Origin of the sequence: Runella sp. SP2, assembly GCF_003711225.1 — a bacterium.
GTDB lineage: Bacteria > Bacteroidota > Bacteroidia > Cytophagales > Spirosomataceae > Runella.
Window position 1 is genome coordinate 2,929,868 of sequence record NZ_CP031030.1, and the last position, 19,848, is coordinate 2,949,715.

General features: G+C 44.9%; 17 protein-coding genes and 1 pseudogene. 15 read left to right on the forward strand and 3 right to left on the reverse strand.

Annotation, left to right across the window (positions count from 1 at the left end; all coding sequences use genetic code 11):
- The first annotated feature begins 30 nt into the window (after positions 1 to 30).
- From DTQ70_RS12320 to DTQ70_RS12330, 3 genes are read left to right on the forward strand one after another with little or no spacing between them, the layout of a single operon-like run.
- The gene (locus DTQ70_RS12320) at positions 31 to 2,028 is read left to right on the forward strand and encodes a PAS domain-containing sensor histidine kinase (protein WP_122931073.1); all 1,998 of its coding nucleotides are present in this window, start codon (positions 31 to 33) and stop codon (positions 2,026 to 2,028) included.
- A gap of 43 nt (positions 2,029 to 2,071) precedes the next feature.
- Positions 2,072 to 2,542: a response regulator gene (locus DTQ70_RS12325; protein WP_206019700.1), complete on the forward strand. Its 471-nt coding sequence runs from the start codon at positions 2,072 to 2,074 to the stop codon at positions 2,540 to 2,542.
- Between the two features lie 15 nt (positions 2,543 to 2,557).
- Positions 2,558 to 4,024, forward strand: a complete 1,467-nt coding sequence (locus DTQ70_RS12330; protein WP_122931074.1) for a hybrid sensor histidine kinase/response regulator — start codon at positions 2,558 to 2,560, stop codon at positions 4,022 to 4,024.
- Here DTQ70_RS12330 and DTQ70_RS12335 read toward each other — a convergent pair.
- Complete coding sequence (locus tag DTQ70_RS12335; protein ID WP_206019702.1) at positions 3,966 to 4,826, reverse strand: hypothetical protein; 861 nt, start codon at positions 4,824 to 4,826, stop codon at positions 3,966 to 3,968. The two genes, DTQ70_RS12330 and DTQ70_RS12335, sit on opposite strands and share 59 nt — an antisense overlap.
- 194 nt (positions 4,827 to 5,020) lie before the next feature.
- On the opposite strand from DTQ70_RS12335, the gene DTQ70_RS12345 reads away from it, so the two are divergent.
- The 3 genes from DTQ70_RS12345 (at position 5,021) to DTQ70_RS12355 (ending at position 6,594) form a co-directional block, all read left to right on the forward strand.
- On the forward strand, positions 5,021 to 5,173 hold the full coding sequence (locus DTQ70_RS12345) for a lmo0937 family membrane protein (protein WP_122931076.1): 153 nt from the start codon (positions 5,021 to 5,023) through the stop codon (positions 5,171 to 5,173).
- A gap of 52 nt (positions 5,174 to 5,225) precedes the next feature.
- Positions 5,226 to 5,417, forward strand: a complete 192-nt coding sequence (locus DTQ70_RS12350) for a hypothetical protein (protein ID WP_122931077.1) — start codon at positions 5,226 to 5,228, stop codon at positions 5,415 to 5,417.
- Between the two features lie 166 nt (positions 5,418 to 5,583).
- Positions 5,584 to 6,594, forward strand: a complete 1,011-nt coding sequence (locus DTQ70_RS12355) for a hypothetical protein (RefSeq protein WP_122931078.1) — start codon at positions 5,584 to 5,586, stop codon at positions 6,592 to 6,594.
- Here the strand turns inward: DTQ70_RS12355 and DTQ70_RS12360 are convergent.
- Positions 6,588 to 8,003 carry a hypothetical protein gene (locus DTQ70_RS12360; RefSeq protein WP_206019704.1) on the reverse strand — a complete coding sequence of 472 codons (1,416 nt, stop codon included), beginning with the start codon at positions 8,001 to 8,003 and terminating at the stop codon, positions 6,588 to 6,590. The two genes, DTQ70_RS12355 and DTQ70_RS12360, sit on opposite strands and share 7 nt — an antisense overlap.
- 248 nt (positions 8,004 to 8,251) lie before the next feature.
- Here DTQ70_RS12360 and gldJ point away from each other — a divergent pair, with 248 nt between their 5' ends.
- The 6 genes and pseudogenes from gldJ to DTQ70_RS31075 form a co-directional block, all read left to right on the forward strand.
- Positions 8,252 to 9,550, forward strand: coding sequence for a gliding motility lipoprotein GldJ (gldJ, locus tag DTQ70_RS12365; RefSeq protein ID WP_122931080.1), 1,299 nt, complete (start codon positions 8,252 to 8,254; stop codon positions 9,548 to 9,550).
- Between the two features lie 295 nt (positions 9,551 to 9,845).
- Positions 9,846 to 12,425 carry a TonB-dependent receptor gene (locus tag DTQ70_RS12370; protein WP_122931081.1) on the forward strand — a complete coding sequence of 860 codons (2,580 nt, stop codon included), beginning with the start codon at positions 9,846 to 9,848 and terminating at the stop codon, positions 12,423 to 12,425.
- A gap of 65 nt (positions 12,426 to 12,490) precedes the next feature.
- The gene (locus DTQ70_RS12375) at positions 12,491 to 13,372 is read left to right on the forward strand and encodes a sulfite exporter TauE/SafE family protein (RefSeq protein ID WP_122931082.1); all 882 of its coding nucleotides are present in this window, start codon (positions 12,491 to 12,493) and stop codon (positions 13,370 to 13,372) included.
- Between the two features lie 10 nt (positions 13,373 to 13,382).
- Complete coding sequence (locus tag DTQ70_RS12380; RefSeq protein WP_122931083.1) at positions 13,383 to 14,609, forward strand: sterol desaturase family protein; 1,227 nt, start codon at positions 13,383 to 13,385, stop codon at positions 14,607 to 14,609.
- Positions 14,610 to 14,615: 6 nt separating this feature from the next.
- On the forward strand, positions 14,616 to 15,218 hold the full coding sequence (locus DTQ70_RS12385) for a redoxin domain-containing protein (RefSeq protein ID WP_122931084.1): 603 nt from the start codon (positions 14,616 to 14,618) through the stop codon (positions 15,216 to 15,218).
- 99 nt (positions 15,219 to 15,317) lie between these two features.
- Positions 15,318 to 16,085: pseudogene (locus DTQ70_RS31075) on the forward strand (family 2A encapsulin nanocompartment shell protein); the annotation flags it as partial.
- Here DTQ70_RS31075 and DTQ70_RS31300 read toward each other — a convergent pair.
- Positions 16,062 to 16,139 (reverse strand): hypothetical protein, encoded by a 78-nt coding sequence (locus DTQ70_RS31300; protein WP_122934386.1) that lies wholly within the window; start codon positions 16,137 to 16,139, stop codon positions 16,062 to 16,064. The pseudogene DTQ70_RS31075 and the gene DTQ70_RS31300 sit on opposite strands and share 24 nt — an antisense overlap.
- Here DTQ70_RS31300 and DTQ70_RS12395 point away from each other — a divergent pair.
- The 3 genes from DTQ70_RS12395 (at position 16,138) to DTQ70_RS12405 (ending at position 19,846) form a co-directional block, all read left to right on the forward strand.
- Positions 16,138 to 18,066 (forward strand): family 2A encapsulin nanocompartment cargo protein cysteine desulfurase, encoded by a 1,929-nt coding sequence (locus DTQ70_RS12395; protein ID WP_122931085.1) that lies wholly within the window; start codon positions 16,138 to 16,140, stop codon positions 18,064 to 18,066. The two genes, DTQ70_RS31300 and DTQ70_RS12395, sit on opposite strands and share 2 nt — an antisense overlap.
- 61 nt (positions 18,067 to 18,127) lie before the next feature.
- Positions 18,128 to 18,943, forward strand: coding sequence for a serine O-acetyltransferase (locus DTQ70_RS12400; RefSeq protein WP_122931086.1), 816 nt, complete (start codon positions 18,128 to 18,130; stop codon positions 18,941 to 18,943).
- 90 nt (positions 18,944 to 19,033) lie between these two features.
- A complete protein-coding gene (locus DTQ70_RS12405; RefSeq protein WP_122931087.1) occupies positions 19,034 to 19,846 on the forward strand; it encodes a phytanoyl-CoA dioxygenase family protein in 813 nt (270 codons plus the stop codon).
- Positions 19,847 to 19,848: the final 2 nt, after the last annotated feature.

A 19,848-nucleotide genomic window follows, 5' to 3' on the forward strand; every position in this document is an offset into this window, starting at 1 on the left:
TCCCAGCTGTTTAAGGCATTTTCAGCAACCATGACCGTACCCTACGATAATCCGCTTAAAACATTTCAGCTCGACTTAATAGGAAGTCAAGTAGAATTACTTTGTCGTATTTTGCCTGACCTCATTTATGTAATTGACCTAAAAATCAAGAAGTTAGCATTTGTCAGCGACCGAGTTACCGAATTATTGGGATACTCGCTCGACGATATTCACGACATGGGCGACACGTTTGGCCCTATCATGGTCATTGAAGATCGTGCGAATTTTTCTACCCAAATCTCAGAAAAATTCCAGAACCTTCAGATTGGTGAAAATGTAGAATTTATGATGGGATTTCGCCACAAAAATGGTGACATTCTTACGCTTCGTAACCGTGGTACTGTCCTTAAAAAAGACGAAGAAGGAAACAACCACTACCTGATTCTCACTGCTGAAGACGTCACTCAATCGCAACTCAGGGAGCAAACAATTTATAAAAAACAACAACACATCGAAGATACCGAACGCGCGCTCAAGTTTGGCTCATGGGCAGTAAGCAATTACCCCGCCAACGACAAAGTGTATTGGTCTAACGGTGTTTTTGATATTACGGGACTGTCTGTTAAAGACTATCCCGACAGCTTTGTTCCGTATCAAACTTACTCGGAGCTGATTCCCGCGCAGGAGCGTGAGCGCGTGCAGGCCATTGCCCAAGCCCACCTCGCCTCCAAAGACCCGTACTATGAAATTGAGCACGGGATGATTGACACCAATGGCCAACAAAAACAGGTTTTGCTTCGCACCCATGCTTTTTTTGACGAGCAAAGCTTTTCGCTGATTGGAACCGTTTCGGACATTACCCTGACCAAGCGCTACGAAGACGAACTTGCCACGAAAATTGTCGAGCTCGAACGTCAGCAAGCGCAAATGGAAGAGGCAGAATCCATTTTTAAGTTTGGAAGCTGGGAGTGGCAGTTAGGCCAACAAAGTTTTCGCTGGTCGGAGGGGATGTTTCATTTGCTAGGCATTGACTCAAGCACTTGTCCCAATCATACTGTTCCCGAAGGATTTTACAATCAGTTTGGACACCCTAGCGACATCAAGGCCATTGATGATTTTGCGGCTGAATTATTAGCTGGGCGAAATCACATCAACGAACTCAACCACCGCCTGGTTGATAAAAATGGCGATTTAAAGCACATTTCTATTCGGGCAAAAAGCCATTTTGACGAACACGGCAAAGTCCAAAAAATCGTTGGGGTTTGCATTGACGTCACTCAACTTGAAATTTATAAACGCGAGCTCGAACGCCAGCTCGAAGCCGTCAATAAAAGTAACCGTGAGTTGGAGCAGTTTGCGTACGTAGCTTCCCACGACTTACAAGAGCCGCTGCGCAAAATCATTGCGTTTGGCGAACGTCTCGAAAAGAAATACCAAGAAAGCCTCGGTGACGACGGGCGTTTTTTGCTGGGCCGCATGACCAATGCCGCCCAACGAATGAACCACCTCATTGAAGGGCTTCTGACCTATTCACGGGCATCGCGCCAAATGGAATCGCTGCAAACGGTTTCACTACAAGAGGTTATCAAACAAGTACTTGAAGACCTCGAACTGAAAGTCCAAGAAAAACAAGCTACCATCACAGTTGGCAACTTACCAGCGGTGGACGCCCAACCCGTTCAGATGCGTCAGCTATTTCAAAATCTCATCGACAACGCCCTGAAATTCAGCAAAAAAGACAGCAAACCCAGCATTGAAATCTCGGCAGTTGCGGTCAGTAAAAATGACATAAAGTACAATCCGCAGCTTAATTCTGAGCTTCATTACTATAAATTTTCGGTCAAAGACAACGGCATTGGCTTTGCTCCCGAATACAATCAACGCATTTTTGGGATTTTCCAACGACTTCATGGACGCTCTGAGTACGAAGGAACGGGCTTAGGATTGGCCATTTGTCGAAAAATTGTGGAAACCCACCAAGGGTATATCGAAGCCGAAGGCCAAGAAGAGCAAGGAGCCGAATTCGTCTTTTACTTGCCTGTCAAATAACTACCTCGCTTTAACCTATGTTTAACCTGTAACACCAACCACTTTGGAAGCACAAGACACCCACTACAGCAAAAATCGAGCATTAATTTTGGTCGCTGAAGATGATGAAGATGATCAACTGTTCACCAAAGAAGCCTTTGAAGAAGCCCGTTCATATATTGATATTCGCTTTGTAAACGACGGTCTGGAGCTACTTGATTACCTCAAAAAACGCAACAAATACGCCGAACCCGCCGATGCGCCACGGCCTTCGCTTATTTTGCTTGACCTCAATATGCCCAAAATGGATGGTCGCGAAGCCCTCAAGGAAATTAAGTCGGACGAAACGCTACGTTCTATACCAATCGTTGCCCTCACTACGTCCAAAGCTGAACAGGACGTCCTAAAAACGTACCAATTGGGCGTAAATAGTTTTATTACCAAACCCGTCACATTCACCGAATTTACCGAAATAGCCCGAACCCTCGGCCACTATTGGCTTGATATTGTTCAACTTCCGCAAAATCGTAAGTAAGCTTTTTTAACGCACATGAGCACCGAAACCCTCAAACTCCTCATCGTTGACGACGACGAAGATGATTTTTATCTAACCTCCGACTACCTCAAAGAAATACCTTCCAAGACGTTTGACATCACTTGGGCAAATTCATTCAATGAGGGCATCAAAAAACTCACGCAGGATAACTTCGACCTCTGTTTTTTTGATTTTTTGTTGGGGGCAAAAACGGGTATCGACTTGCTCAAAATGGCCCTCGAAAGGGGCGTAAGTTGCCCCATCGTGCTGCTTACGGGAAAAGGCGACCAGCACATCGACCTCGAAGCCATGCGTCTGGGTGCGATGGATTATCTGGTTAAAAGTGAGTTGGATTCTGAAAAATTAAATCGGTGTATTCGGTATTCATTGGAGCGTGCAGAAAGTGTTCGGCGGCTACGAGAAAGCGAAACCAGGCTGCGTAATATTTTTGAGCACATGAAAGATGCGGTGCTTTTGAAGCGCCCCAATGGACTCATTTTTTACCACAATACTGCCGCCCTTACCCTCCTTGGATTTGACGAAACCGACATCCGACAGCTTCATTTTCGCGATTTGTTTGTCACTGTTTCTGATTATGACCGCTACGTACAGGCCCTTGAGCACCGCGATTCGTTAGACCATTTCGATGCGCTATTGCTCCGAAAAAACAACGAACGAATGCTCTGTTCTCTCCACATCAGCAGGCACACCGACAGCGAGGGGATTCCGTACATTATGATTGTCATTCAGGATATTACGACCCGAAAAAAACTTGAACGAGACCGATTACTGGCCGAAAAAGCCGCTTCAACAGCCCGTCTTGTACGAACGCTTGCCCACGAAGTTCGGAACCCCCTTACCAACATACACCTGTCGCTCGATCAACTAGAACCTGAGCTTGAAGACGAAGATTTACGCCTTTTTACAGATATAATTCGGCGAAACGGCCACCGAATCAACGGCCTCATCACCGAACTCCTCAACTCCTTTAAACCCCAAGAAACGATTCTCAAACACGTTTCTATTCAAGATATTTTGGAAGCAGCCCTTGCTGAGGCCATCGACCGCATCAATTTGAAGAAAATTACACTGGTCAAAGAATTTGGACAGGCGTGTTTTTTGGAGTTAGACGAGTCAAAAATTAAAATTGCCCTACTCAATCTTATTATCAATGCCATCGAGGCCATGGAACCCGAATCGGGCGTGCTGACCATTGTTACTTACATCGACGACGAAACCTGTTTTGTCAAAGTCCAAGACAATGGCTCGGGGATTAGCCCAGAAAACCTAAACCGTTTATTTGAGCCTTATTTTACCTCAAAAACAAACGGTTTAGGCTTGGGATTAGCCGCTACGCTTACCATTTTACATTCGCATCAAGCGACGGTCGAAGTCGAATCCGAACTTGAAAAAGGCACCACTTTTACTGTGATGTTTCCACTTGCGAAATATACGTCCTTTGCTGAGGAGGAAATGGTCTGATGATTGTTTTTCGGAACAACGACCGCAATAGCTCAATCGCCAACGCACCCACCACAAGCAGCATAGCAAACACCGTGGCCCACACCAAAATACGGTGGTACTCTGCTGCTTGATGGCGTGCGATGAGGATGCCCGTAAAAGCCCACAAAACTGAAAGGCTCAAATACCCATTACGGAGTATATTCAGGGCAATGCCCGTCACAATGGCGCCAATAACGACCATTGTACTTGCCCACGACACCTCGTTGCCTGTCCAGCCTAAACTTACCAAATAGGCAGTCACGTTGGCAATCGTTGCAATGCAAATCCAGCCCAAATACAACCCAAATGGCGCTTTTAGTGCCACCCGACTTCCGAGCGTAAGCGCTGGGGCAATGCCATCTATTTTGCGATTGATTTGAACCAATTGGGCCAATAACAACACCATAACGACTACCGAAATGGCGATGTACTCAAAATGCCACAAACAAATCCAAGAGGCATTCAGAAAGCAGGTCGTCACAAACCCCAACCCGATACTTCTAACCGTTTCGCCCGTGGCAGGATCCACATTTCTTTGAAACATCGACTTGCTTTGCTTGACACAAAACCAAAAAAGGAGAAGATAAATCACTCCCCAAATGGAAAACGTGAGGGGGGCAGGGACAAATAAATTAGGGTATTGGTCAGAAAGCTGACCCGTAGTTTTATGGTTTAAAGGTAGCGCTACGGCAAGGTAATTGGCCGCAATCATCACTACAAAAAAGACCCAGTTAAGCAACTGTAAAGTCTTGACTCCTAGGTTATTCATCTGTGCTTTCATAGTTTTTCATGTTTTCTATTATTAGTAAAACACACGTTCCAAAGCCATTGTTTGCCCCAACTGTGGCATTTGTTCCACACTTTCCCCCATGTCTCGCCGTATTTTCCCCATTTTTTGGGTCTTTTTGACATTGGAACAAAGTTTTTAACTCACTGAGCATCAATCAATTTTTCAACCTAAAACCATTTTCAATCATGCGCTCTCTCTTGTATATTATCGCGGTTATTTTAGTAATAGGCTGGTTAATTGGGGCATTTGCCTACAGCGCTTCTGGGCTTATTCACATTCTTTTGGTATTTGCCGTTATCTCGTTCCTGATTGGATTTATCCGTAGAGGAACGGTTTAGCACCACGACGCTACGTTTTTGTTGATGTTTCACTTAAAAACTGTTCAATTGTATGGAAGCTCTCATTTTGTTAATAATCATGGGTGTAGGACTCATCGGACTTGCAGTTTCATCGGCGTTGCTTTATTCAACTTATCATCCCAAACAGGATGAACTCAACACAAACGTAGATCAAGCACACCGTGACTTGTTCTTTCGGAAAGTCAAAAACAACGCCACCCGTATGCGTCACGCTCTTCACTAATAGATAGTACCACAAACAAAAACGCGCTATTCCAAAACAGATGGAATGGCGCGTTTTTTTAGTTTCTTCTTCTCTGTAGTGGTAAAAGGCCAGTAAGTTGTCTTTAGGATAGTTGGGAAAGAACCGCCCACTACGTATTTTTGCAGGAAAGAAAAAACTCGTATAGTTGAAATTTACAGCCCAAATAACGTCTATCATCCTCCTACTCTTAACCACTTTGGCCGTCTATGCCCAAGAGGTTAGTATCCAAGTTCTCCAACAAGGAACGTCTTTCAGCGACTCTTCCTTTTATGATATTATTCCCGTAGCCAACCAATTTTGGATTGGTGGCAAGTACGGAACCCTCAAAGCCAGTGATGCCAACGGCCAACTTTCCGACATTTCGTACCCCAACCAACACGTTGATATTTATAAATTTGACCGCTTCGATGACCAAAACCTGATTGCTTGCGGTGATAAAGGAGTGATTTACAAACACAACTTAGGGTCAAAAACGTGGGAAGTGATACGGGTAAAAGGCTACGAAAAAGCATGTTTTTACAACATGGCCGTCGTCAATGACTCTACGGCGTTTATCTGCGGTGGCAACTCAGCCATTGCCCACTCTCAGAAAACCATTCCGTTGGGTTTTATTCTCAAATCCATTGACCGTGGTCGCACTTGGGAAAAAGTCTATAGCAATCCTTTTCAAATGGTTTGGTGCGTTAAGTATAATCCTCATAATCAGCAAGTATATGCCTTAATGTACACCCCAAACAAGACTTTTTTGTACGCACTCTCAAACGACCAATGGAAACGTCAGGAAAAAATAGGCAATAGTATTTTTCACGAAATTCAGTTTGACAGCCCATCGCAGTACGTAGCCATGGGTGGGTGGATTGGAAAAAAAGGGCGCGTTCATCGCAATCGGCAACGTTCCGAAATCCCACTTTCGGGCTTGGTTTGGGGGCGCGTAACCAACCACAAATACGAGCTTTACACCGCCTGCAATGGACAAATATTACTGGGCGACAACGCAGGAAAATACAAACGTTTTGGCATACAACTCAACGACCAATTTAGCATTTACGAAGCCGTTTTTACTTCCGAAAACACCGCATTAGCCATCGGTAGCGCCCAAACCCTGCTTAAAATCACGATTCAGCCCACGCTTCCTACTGTAGGAAGTGCTCAGTAAAGTTGAAGAAATTTTTGCAAGCCCAAGGCAATCAACGCCGTCGTGTAGGCATCGGATGTGAAGTAAAGTACATTGCGCACCACCGTTCCTCCCGAAAAAAACACGCCTCCCTTCCAATAAATCTGGTCTTTTTCCTGCTGTTTTTGGCTATTTAAAAACTCTACCACCAACCCTACTTTTTCTTTAGGAACATCGACTCCTGCTTCTTTAAAATACAACAACGCCAACAACGCATAAGCCGACGACTGCACCACATCTCGGTGATTTACTTTTCGACGACTCCAAAAACTTCCATTGTCCCGCTGTGAAGCAACGAGGTGACTCAACATGATTTTGGCAGTTGGTCGTAACGAAGAATCGCCAGCGGCAAATGCTTTGGCAACCGCGTAATGAAAATGGTAGCGGTTTGGGTAATACGTCGCCGCCCGCCGCCAGCGCTGCATTTTTGCTTGGTGTTCAATAAAGTTTTTTGCCCCTACCCGCCCTCGGCTTTGGGTCAACTCGCCCTTTTTGGCCAAATAGGTCAGGACGTTGGCGTTCACGACGGCGTCTAGGTCGTTGGTCCCGTACGGAATGTAAGGCTGATAAGGCGTTGGGTAGCAAATACTACTTTTCAGAAAAAACGTCTGGTTGTGTCCAATCGTTTTTAAGATATTCCAACGTTTAAATTCCGCCTCCTTTCCTAGCCAAGTCATATAAGCACTTGAATTAGGCAAGCCATTAAATAAGTAATTGTACCAATGGCGATTTTTACGATTTTCGTCCAAAAACGCGTCAAAAATCCGAGGGCTTACCAAGCTGTCATTTGTCCCAAAAATGCGGTTGTGATACCAAATCGCCAAGTTACCCGAAGCCGTATCGTCGGCGTCATTTTCGACGTTGGCAGCATTATTGATATAACGAGAATTTAATTTATACTGCGTTGGACGCCGCACCAACGGCACAGGCTGCGGTTCTGCCCCCCGTTGTAAGTCGCGATTGGGCGGTAATTTTTTCCAAAAATTAAATTCCAAATTCGTAGCGTACGAACAAATTTCGGGGTAGGCTTTGAGTAACATGGGGCGAATTTTATGCAAAGCGGTGTCCGACAAATACATTTCAGCCAACAAGTTATGAATACCAATTGTGGTAAAACTGTTTGAGTCTCGGTACTTGTGGCGTGTACCTAACAGTACAAAACGCGTGTGCATTTGCATGTAAGCAGGCCATTCGCCCGCATATTCTTTACCCTCAATGGTGAACGCGCATTGGCTCTTTTCCAGGTAGTTAAGGGCAAATTTTATTTCCAACGCAATCGAATCAGGTGTTTGGGCGTTAGTTGTGGTAATTGCTCCACAATAAATGATACCAAAGCAGAGGCGGCGCAATCGCCAACATCGTATGTATAATTGAGTAAGGCACAGAGACATTTTATTGAAAATCTTTTTTACTTATGACAATACCGTCAAAATAGGATTCGTTATTTGAACGAAAAAACAAGAAAAACGACCTTTTTGAAGTTTGGCAAAGTTATTGATAGACAACAAATCGACGGATTCTTAGTTCTTTTAAGGCAATAATTGTACTTTTGCCGAGTTAATAAACAAACATTTAAGGTACAAAAATTCGTAATTAACGATTACAAGGATAACTAATAACGATTAACTATTTAATCTAAATGGTCAAATTCAGTATGAAAGCGGCGATTTGGGTGCTCTCAGCCACAGTGCTGATCAGTGCTTGTAAGTCGAAACACCCTTCAAGCCTCAATCCAGGCAAGAAAAGTACAGCAACGAACGTGGATTTTGCTTCTAAAAACGGCAAAGCCAAAAAAGGGAAGAAAGGTGTTGCAGCAACGTCTACCGAGCCAGAAGGCTTCGCAGTAATGCCTTACAAATCGCAAGTGGTAGGTCCCAACCTTGTGTTTATCGAAGGAGGACGTTTTACCATGGGGGCGTTGGAAGAGGATGTGATGAACTCTCGTGACAATCGTGAGCGTACGGTCAGTGTGCAGTCTTTCTACATGGATGAAACCGAGATTACCAACCTCAACTACCTCGAATACCTCCATTACGTACAGCGCGATTCATCGGCAGAGGTAGCCTCTAAAGCACTTCCTGACACAACGGTTTGGTACGATCCCTTGTCGTTCAACGACTCGTACGTAACGTACTACTTCCGTCACCCTGGTTTCCGTATGTACCCAGTAGTGGGCGTATCGTGGGTACAAGCAAACGACTATTCTATCTGGCGTACCAACTTTGTGAACGATAACCTAGCCAAACAAGCTACGGGTAAACCAAAGAAATCGTCGCTGGGTGGTAAGAAGAAAAAAGGCCAAGCCATGGCTGAGTCGGAAGCATTGGCCACCAATGCTCGCCCAGCGGTAGAAAGTGGCTATGTGCTACCAAACTATCGCCTTCCAACCGAAGCTGAATGGGAATATGCCGCCAAGGCTATGATTGGTACACAGTATGCCGACGAAAACCAGTCGAACCAACGTATTTATCCTTGGGATGGTTCATCTTTACGTAACCCACGTGGCAAACACAAAGGAGAAATGATGGCCAACTTCAAACGTGCCAAAGGTGACTATGCGGGTATTGCTGGTAAGTCAAACGACGGTGCCATTATCACGGAAGAGGTTTACAAATACCCTGCCAACGATTTTGGTTTGTACAACATGGCTGGAAACGTAAACGAGTGGGTATATGACGTCTATCGTCCGTTGTCATCAATGGACTTCAAAGACTTGAACCCGTTACGTCGCGATGGTTTCTTGGACGAAGAAAAACGCTATGACGTAAAAGGTAACAACTCAGTAATCAACGACAAACTCCGTGTTTACAAAGGAGGCTCTTGGAATGACGTAGCTTATTGGTTGTCACCAGGAACGCGTCGTTTCTTGTCACAAGATTCTTCGACGGCCATGATTGGTTTCCGTTGTGCAATGATTTCGACAGGAAGAAATAAATAATAATTGATTTTATATTTTTACACGAAAAGAGGCGGCTGAAAAGTCGCCTCTTTTCGTGTAAATACGGCTGATTATCAAGCACTTTTACTAAAACACAAAATCTATGTAAAAAATATTTTTTATAAAATATTTGGATTTCACGAATCACTACTAGACCTTTGTGACCAGCAAAAATGGCCAGAGAAAAAATCTCTGGCCATTTAAAAGTTCTAATAATACATATATTCGATAGGGTATAGGTATTTTCATAAACCACAAATAACAACCACCAAAAACTGTCCAATTCGCCACGATTATGAAACAGGCTCTAAAAGTATTCTATTCGATAGGTTTACTATTTTTTGTATTTCAATCGAATGCACAAAACACCCCCGTTATTAATGCTACCTTATCGGGAACTGTTATCGATGCCGTCACCAACGAACGCCTTATTGGCGCTTCGGTCTCCATCAAGGGTACGACAAACGGTGCCTCCACCGACGCCAACGGCGAGTTTCGACTCATCACGGGGCAAAAACTTCCATTTACGCTTATTGTTTCCTACCTAGGCTATAAAACCAAAGAGTTGGTAGTGAATGAACCCAAAGTGGAGATTCGTTTAGAAGCAGGTTCTAACCAACTCGAAGACGTGGTCGTTACGTCACGCCGCCGTCAGGAGTCTGTGCAAGACATTCCTATTCCAATTTCGGTAGTACGCGGAGTAACCGTTGAAGACCAAGGTGCTTTTAACGTAAACCGTTTGAAGGAATTAGTACCAACAGTTCAGTTTTATGCCTCAAACGCTCGAAATACTACCCTCAATATCAGAGGATTAGGCTCAACCTACGGATTAACCAACGACGGAATCGACCCTGGTGTCGGCTATTACGTTGATGGTGTTTATTACGCTCGTCCAGCAGCTACAGCCCTTGATTTTATTGACATCGACCAAGTAGAGGTACTTCGTGGTCCACAAGGAACCTTATTTGGAAAAAATACAACTGCGGGTGCCTTCAACGTAACCTCACGCGCTCCTTCTTTTGACCCAACTGCCAACTTTGAACTTAGTTACGGAAATTACGGCTACATTCAAGCAAAAACTTCAATCTCTGGTCCATTAAGCAAAAAACTAGCGGCAAGGGTTTCGTTTTCGGGTACGCAAAGAAATGGGTTGTTTTACAATACTCGCACCCAAACCAACATCAATGACATCAACAATATCGGCGTCAGAACGCAGTTTTTATACAAGCCAACTGAAAAGATAAACATCACTTTTATCGCCGACATCACCGACCAAAAACCTGTGGGGTACGGTTGGCCAGTCGCCAAAGTAGTCACCACAAAACGCGCCGCTTATCGCCAATTCAACGCCATTATCGCCGATTTGAACTATAAACTACCCTATGAAAGTGCTTTTGAAAGAATCATTGACCATGATACTCCATCCAGAGCTGGCAACCAATTAGGGGGATTATCCTTGAATGCAGACTTTAAAATCGGCAAAGGAACCTTGACTTCCACAACAGCTTGGCGTTATTGGAAATGGGATCCACTCAATGACCGCGATTACATCGGTTTGCCGTCTTTCACTATATCATCAGGAACCTCTGCCCACGACCAGTTTTCGCAAGAATTCAGGTATTCAGGAAAAATCAATGACAAAGTAAGCGGCGTAATTGGTGCTTTCGGTTTGTGGCAAGACCTAAGAACTGATCCAGTGCACACTGAAGAAGCAGGTTCAGCACAGTGGCGCTTTGCACTTAGTTCACAAGATCCCGTAGTAGTGGCGCGTTGGAAAACTCCTGGCCTATTGGACAACTACGGTATTAAAACTACTTATGACATTAAATCAGCGAGTGTGGCCTTATTTGCACAAGCTGACTGGGCGATTACCGACAAATTGCACCTATTACCAGGTATCAGATACAACAAAGACACTAAAAAGGTCAACTACAGTCGAGTAACTTACGGTGGACTCCAAACTACTGATGCTGCCTTACTTGCTATTAAAAACAGTGTTTATAGTAACCAAACCTTTACCATTGATGCAGAAGAAGATAACTGGTCGGGTCAATTAACCTTGCAATATAAATTCAACAAAAACGTCAATGCCTTCGCTACGTATTCACTGAGCTATAAACCAATTGGTGTCAATGTAGGTGGTTTGCCAACGGCAAGCGGCCGAGTATTGACTGAATTGGCTACGGTTAAACCAGAGGCAGTTTCTCACCTTGAATTTGGGGTTAAAACTAAACCATCTGCTAACTCTGTACTGAACATTGTATTTCACGACACTGACATAAAAGATTACCAAACGCAAGTACAAACCCCTGAACCTGGCGTAAATAGAGGATATTTGGCCAATGCAGAACGCGTAAGAATCATTGGTGTGGAAATAGATGGAAGCATCAAAGTAAATAATCACCTCTCTTTCACGGGTGCTTTCGCCTACACAGATGGAAAATACGTAAAATTCACCAACGCTCCAGTGCCTATTGAAGAAGTGGGTGGTGCACAAGCTTTCAAAGATATTTCGGGAGGTCAGTTACCAGGTATTTCAAAATATGCAGGGTCGCTTGGTACTGAAATTACGGGCAAAGGAAGTCTGTTGGGTCTCAAAGGCAATTTCTTCGGCGGTCTTGACGTGTATTACCGCTCTACATTTTCGTCAAGCCCTTCACCTTCAGCTTTCTTAGACATTGAAGGTTACGCGTTGCTCAACGGCCGAGTAGGTTTCAGGGCATCAAATGGCTTGACTATTTTTATCTGGGGAAGAAACTTAGGTAACAAAGATTATTACGAGCAACTATTGGTCGCTCCAGGCAGCGCAGGCCAAATTGGTGGTATTTTGGGAGACCCACGTACCTACGGCGTAACGCTTCGCTACACGCTATAACCTCACCGTATTTTGAACGAGGGTTTCGTTTTGACCCTCGTTCAAAATCCTAAACAAATACAACCATGGCACAGACATCCGTTCAAAAAAGAGTATTCGGGGGTGATTACCTTCTCTTCGGGCTTTTTGCTTTTATCTTAGTAGCCGCCGTGGGTCTGGGAGGATGGCAGCTTTGGGGAGCCAACCTGAAACTGAGTTTTAAAGACTTATTTACCTCCGAAACCCTCCTTTTTATTGGGGCAGGTTTTCTGGCCCAAACCATCGACGGTGCTTTAGGAATGGCCTACGGAATAAGCTCTACGTCACTTTTGTTGAGCTTGGGCGTCCCTCCCGCAGCCGCTAGTGCTAGTGTTCACATTGCCGAAGTATTCACGAGCGGCGCTTCGGGATTGTCACATTGGAAGTTTGGGAATGTCAACAAAAAACTGTTCAAACTTTTGCTCATTCCTGGCATTATTGGGGCAGTCACGGGTGCTTATATTTTGAGTTCATTTGACGGTAATTTGATTAAACCTTACATTTCCATTTACCTTCTTATTATGGGCATTGTGGTGATTCGCAAAGCCTTAGGTAAAAAGAAAGCAAAAGCAAAAACCAAATACGTCGGGCCTTTGGCACTCCTCGGTGGGTTTGTCGATGCCGTAGGCGGCGGTGGCTGGGGGCCTGTCGTTACCTCCACCTTGATTGGAAGCGGTCGCGACCCTCGCTACACCATTGGTTCTGTCAATACCGCCGAGTTTTTTATTGCAGCTGCAGGAGCTGGAATGTTTACCCTAATGATTGGCATTGACAACTGGCGTGTGGTTATCGGGTTACTGCTTGGTGGTGTAATCGCTTCTCCCTTTGCCGCTTATGTGTGCGGAAAAGTAAACCCAAAAATCTTAATGGTAATTGTCGGAATCGTTATTGTACTTCTTAGCCTACGCAATATTTTGACTTTGTTTTAATGCTCAAGCCATGAACATCAACATCTTTGCCTTTGCTGTTCCCCTTTTCTTATTTTTTATCGGATTAGAATACTTTATAGCTAGAAAAACAGGGAAAAAGTATTTTCACTTTAATGAAACCATTGCTAATCTCAACGTTGGAATTGCAGAACGCTTGATTGACCTTTTTACCGCAGGCGGTTTTTACTTTGTCTATGACTATTTGCATCAACATTTTGCGTTGCTTGACATCCAACCGACACTTCTTCACTGGATTCTTTTACTATTGTTTACTGACTTTTTGTGGTATTGGTACCATCGACTTGGCCATGAAGTAAATATTTTTTGGGCGGCTCACGTGGTTCATCACCAAAGCGAAGATTTTAATTTAACTACAGGTACCCGAATCACCATCATTCAAGCGGTTGCCCGAACATTCTTTTGGACCATCATTCCCATCATTGGTTTCCCAGCGGAAATGATTACGGTCGTACTTATCATTCACGGAATTTACCCCTTTTTTACACATACACAGCTCATTGGAAAACTAGGAATCTTAGAATATATTTTAGTAACACCGTCGCACCACCGCGTTCACCACGCGGCCAATGAACAGTATCTCGACAAAAACTACGGGGATATGTTCATCATTTGGGACAAGCTGTTTGGGACGTTTGCCAAAGAAATCGAAGCGCCAGTATATGGTTTGACAAAGCCCCTCGGAAGCCACAGCTTTTTGTGGCAACACTTTCACTTTTTTGTAGAACTAGGACTTGCTGTAAAATCACAAAAAGGATTTTGGAACAAAATAAAAGTCGTATTTGGTAAACCCGCTGACTTCGACGAACGAATGAGAGCAAAAGCAGAAATTCTTTTTTTGTCTCACCGAAAAGTACAAGCTCCCACTCACCGATTCAAAGGTTACGTACTGGGTCAAATGGCGTTTACGCTCTTTTTACTCTTTTGGTTTTTGCTGTTAGAACAATACGTTCCGATGCCAGTACAGCTCGCAGTTTCCCTATTTATTTTATTGACCTTGGTCAACAGTGGTGCCATTTTAGAACAACGCCGCTGGGTATTTTACCTTGAATACCTACGGATGGGTAGTTTGATGGGCGTCGTTTATTACTACTACCCTAGTCCAACCACTTTTGTACTTTCGACGGGCTTGCTCGTTGCGGCATTGATTTACCTAAGAAGCATCGAACGCCAATACTTACGCTTACTCTACGGAAACATTTACCTCCCAAATTCTTAATACAACATGAGAGCCATCATAAAAAACATTGGAGAAGATTATTTTATCTCATCATTACCAACTTCTTATCAAAAAGTACAACCCGTAAAAAATCGCGGACTTCTACCGAGCATTCGGGTGAATGCGGAAGTGGGTGTGTGGCAGAAGCTGCCCGTGTACCTTGAATCCAATAGCTTTTTTTATTTACACGATTTTCTAAACGAAGGCCCTTTGGTCTTGAGTACCTACAGCCCCGCTTGGGAAAAATACGGCGTAAACCACCTCGAACGCCTCAGCAAAGCTTTTTCGAGCATTAGCAAATTAGGCGCCAATATGCTAGTTATCAGCACCGAACAGTTCAAAAATATCGTCCATACAGTGCAGGATTATGGTCTTGAATTTAATATTGTCCAAGACCTCAATAACAAAATCAGCGAAGCACTGGGGGTGTATTCCGAATTTGAACCCGTTTGGGACCGCATCGCGGGGATTTCGGAAGATGTGCCCTTCCCTGCCACGTTTGTCATCAGCCGAAACCGCTACATCGTCTATGACTACGTTGACAAGGACTTTGAATATGCTGTTTCAGAAAAAGAAATTGAACGGGCCGTAAAAATCGCACTAAAATAAATCCATCTTATGTCAGACACATCCAACAAAAACAAGCAAACGGCCTTAGGCGACGTAGCCGCAAGACAGCTGGCGATTGCGACCCGTACCGTGCCGCAAATGGTGACCATCACCCCTCGCTGGCTAACTCGCCTTTTGAACTGGGTTCCTGTAGAATCAGGCGTTTACCGTCTCAACAAAGTCAAAAACGCCAATAGCGTTGAAGTCGATTGTTCGGCGCGCGACGAGCGGGTTCTTCCCCAAACATTTGTCGATTACATTGACAATCCGCGCGAGTACAATTTATCGGCCGTTCAAACCATTGTTGACGTTCACACGCGCGTTTCTGATTTGTACAGCAAGCCTTATAATCAGATTTCGGAGCAGTTGCGATTGGCGATTGAAACCATTAAAGAGCGCCAAGAAAGCGAACTTATCAATAACAAAGAATACGGTTTGCTGCACAGCGTCGTTCCGTCGCAAGTCATCAAAACGCGCCTTGGACCTCCTACTCCCGATGATTTGGACGAGCTGATTGCCAAAGTTTGGAAAGAACCTGGTTTCTTTTTGCTTCACCCGTTGGCCATTGCGGCATTTGGTCGCGAGTGTACGCGCCGTGGTGTACCACCGCCAACTGTTTCATTGTTTGGGTCGCAGTTTATTACTTGGCGGGGCATTCCGTTGATTCCTTCGGACAAGCTTCCTATCCAAAACAATAAAACCAAAATCATTTTGCTGCGCACGGGCGAGAGCCGTCAGGGTGTAGTGGGTCTCATCCAACCTGGCTTGCAAGGCGAACAAACCCCTGGACTTTCGGTTCGTTTTATGGGCATCAATGACAAGGCCATCGCCTCTTACCTTGTTTCACTTTACTGCTCGTTGGCGGTATTGGTGGACGATGCCATTGCAGTTTTGGAAGACGTTGAAATCGGCAACTACCATGAGTACAAGTATTAATACTTTGACAGGACTGCCCGACGTAGCAGCGTTGGAAGCACTGGCAAATCAGTTTTTTGCTGCTTTGCCAGGTGAACATCCGATTGCGCAAGGATTTGCCAAACAGGGGATTCATGCCCTTGCACCTGTTCACGCAGAAGCTCCCAATGAGGTTCCTTTCTATTTTGCAGACGGCGCACCCACGCCGCCTGCATTGGGAGGCGTGGGCATTTCACCGACTTTGCACGACCCAACGGCTTTTGTCGCTGCTGGTGCAGCACCGACTACGCCGCACGTGGTAGAACCTGCCAGCATTAGCTCAAACGGCGGACGAATTCCTAGTTCCGTGGCAGGAAGTGGTGCATCGCCCTCGGCGATTCAACACGGCAACAACATTAATCTGGAGAATCCACAGACCAGTTTTCCCGACGAAAACTTAAAAAGTGACGCCATCCCCTCCTCCATTGGTTCGGGCAGGGAAACATCCCCAGAACAGTTGCCCTTCCAATCCCATTTTTCGTTTGAATCCCAATTACAAAAAGCGCTGGAAGCACTCTCGGGCACGAACCACGTTGCTTCAGTACCTCAAATAGGAAGTCCATACTATTTTCTTTCGGGCAACGCTTTGCACGGGTTAGGAGATGGTGTTGTACCGCAATTTCCTTTTGTTTCTTCCACAACAGCTTCCGCCAATAGCTTACAATCAGCACCAAAGCTACCGCTGGACGCTGCACTCATCAAAAAAGACTTTCCCATTCTTCAGGAAACTGTCAACGGGAAACCTCTGATTTGGTTGGATAACGCGGCTACGACCCAAAAGCCCAAGTTGGTCATCGACCGTTTGAGTTATTTTTACGAACACGAAAACTCAAACATTCACCGCGCCGCCCACGAGTTAGCTGCTCGCGCCACCGATGCCTACGAAGCGGCACGCGAAAAAGTCAGAGCGTTTTTGAATGCTGCTTCGACCAACGAAATTGTGTTTGTTCGGGGGGCAACGGAAGCGATTAATTTGGTTGCTAAAAGTTTTGGAGAGCAATTTATTAACGCAGGTGATGAAATCATTGTCAGCCACCTTGAGCACCACGCCAACATTGTGCCTTGGCAGCAATTGGCGCAGAAAAAAGGCGCGCGTTTGCGCGTGATTCCCGTGGATGATGATGGTCAAGTAATCTTGGAAGAGTACGTAAAATTGCTCAATTCCCGCACCAAACTCGTATCGTTCACGCAGGTCTCCAACGCCTTAGGAACGGTTACTCCTGCCAAACAAATCGTTGAACTCGCTCATCAGATTGGCGCAAAAGTGTTGGTCGATGGGGCTCAGTCGGTTTCGCACATGAGCGTGGATGTTCGTTACTTAAACGCCGACTTTTTTGTCTTTTCGGGGCACAAGGTGTTCGGGCCAACGGGCATTGGCGTGGTTTATGGCAAAGAAGAGTTGCTGAATCAGATTCAACCTTGGCAAGGTGGAGGAAACATGATCAAAGACGTAACGTTTGAGCGTACCGTTTACCACCCTGCTCCTTCTCGTTTTGAAGCAGGAACAGGAAACATCGCCGACGCAGTGGGGCTCGGCGCAGCCATTGACTACGTCACAGGTTTAGGCATGAACCTTATTTACCAATACGAGCATCAATTGTTGCACTACGCCACTCATTTGTTGAAAGACGTTCCAGGGCTTCGATTGGTAGGTACTGCTCCCGACAAAGCCAGTGTTTTGTCGTTTACCTTAAAGGGGTACACCAACGACGAAGTAGGGCAAGCCCTTAACAAAGAGGGAATTGCGGTTCGTACGGGACACCATTGTGCACAGCCTATTTTGCGGCGTTTTGGCTTGGAAAGTACCGTTCGACCTTCGTTGGCGTTTTACAATACCTGCGCCGACATCGACACGTTGGTAGAAACGCTCTACCGTTTGCAACATAAAAAATAACCCTAAACCTTATAGGTTTTTTAAACCTATAAGGTTTCAGAATTGAAACCTTTCTTTCACTATGTCTGACGTAAAGGAATTTATCGATAAGCTTCACCACACGCACAAAGCAGAATGGGAAGCAACGCCAAAAATCCAAGATTCGATTGATTGGTTGACGAACCTTTTTGAGTTTCTTTTTCCCAACAACCGTTTGCACAAAAAGGCAACCTACGTGGGTATCCTCAAAAAGAATCAAATCGACCTTGAGAATATTTTATTGAGCTACTTAGACCCTACGGAAGCCGATATTGAAGGGACGGTCAATGCCTTTTATCAATCATTAGAAACGGTCTATCATCATTTACGAGCCGACGCCGCCAAGATTTACGAGTTTGACCCCGCCGCTACGAGCATTCACGAAGTTATCGTTTCTTATCCAGGCTTTTACGCCATTGCCGTTTACCGAATCGCTCATCAATTAACGCTCTTAAAAGTACCCGTTTTACCACGGATTTTGAGCGAGTATGCGCACCGAAATACGGGCACCGACATTCACCCTGCGGCGAAAATTGGAGTCCCCTTTATGATTGACCACAGTACAGGCATTGTAATCGGCGCAACGGCCATCATTGGAAATAATGTTTCTATTTATCAAGGGGTTACGCTAGGAGCATTGCAAGTAGCAAAGGAGCTGGCCGAAGTAAAACGCCACCCTACGGTAGAAGACAACGTCATCATTTACGCCCGAACTACCATCCTTGGCGGAAAAACCGTCATTGGTAAAAACAGCATCATTGGGGGGAGCGTATTTTTAACCAAAAGTGTAGCGCCCAATTCGCACGTTTTTAATACCCACCAACTCCGAATCGAAGTAAAAGACGAGGTGTTTGACTAAGGTTTGCTTTTTAAGCCTTGTGTTTTATTTTTGCCAATTAATCTATTAAATCTATAAAATTGATATTTATTTTCAAAACCTGATACAATTATGAAAAGATTAGACACTCAGACCTTTACTTTCAACGAAAAATTGACAGAAGAACAAATCTCTTTTTTCAATCAAAACGGTTTTTTGCACTTTAAAAACTTCATTGCCAAAGACACCGTTCAGTTGTTTCTCAACGAATTCAAGCGGATTGAAGAACAAATTTTGACCGATGGCGAACAAAAAATCAACGGAGTGCCCCTCAAGTTTGGAAAAGACCTCGACGGCAGCCCGTTGGTTCAGCGAATTTGCTTTGCGTCAAAGTTCAGCCCCATCCTGCGCGAATATATCCAAGACCCTCGTATCCAATCGCTTACCACTTTGATAGGCGGTGATGCCCGCGTGGGAGAAGACGAAAAAGATGGGCTGGTCTTTAATCATTACGTTCGAGACAAACACAGCAAGTTTACTTCCATGGGATGGCATACCGACAGCCCACGAGACTTGTTTTTAGGACAAAAAATTCACAAAATGCTCAATATCGGTACTCACCTTGATGACTGCCTAAGCCGCAACGGGGGTCTCAAGGTGTTACCGGGTACGCACACCCAAGGCGTTTTTCAGACGCTTTTCCGCAAAAAACAATTCATCGACCACCAGCCTGACGTCAACGAGGTAGGTCTCGATATTGAAGCGGGTGATTTGACGATTCACGACGGCGACTTGTGGCATCGGGTAGAAGCCAGTGTTTTTGAGGGCGAACAGTCACGCCGTCGCGTCATGTATGTACCCATTGTGACAGGAAAATACGTACCCAAAAACGAACATAGCAAAACCCCTTTTTATCAGCGTCTTGCGAAATATGTTGTTAAATAAGC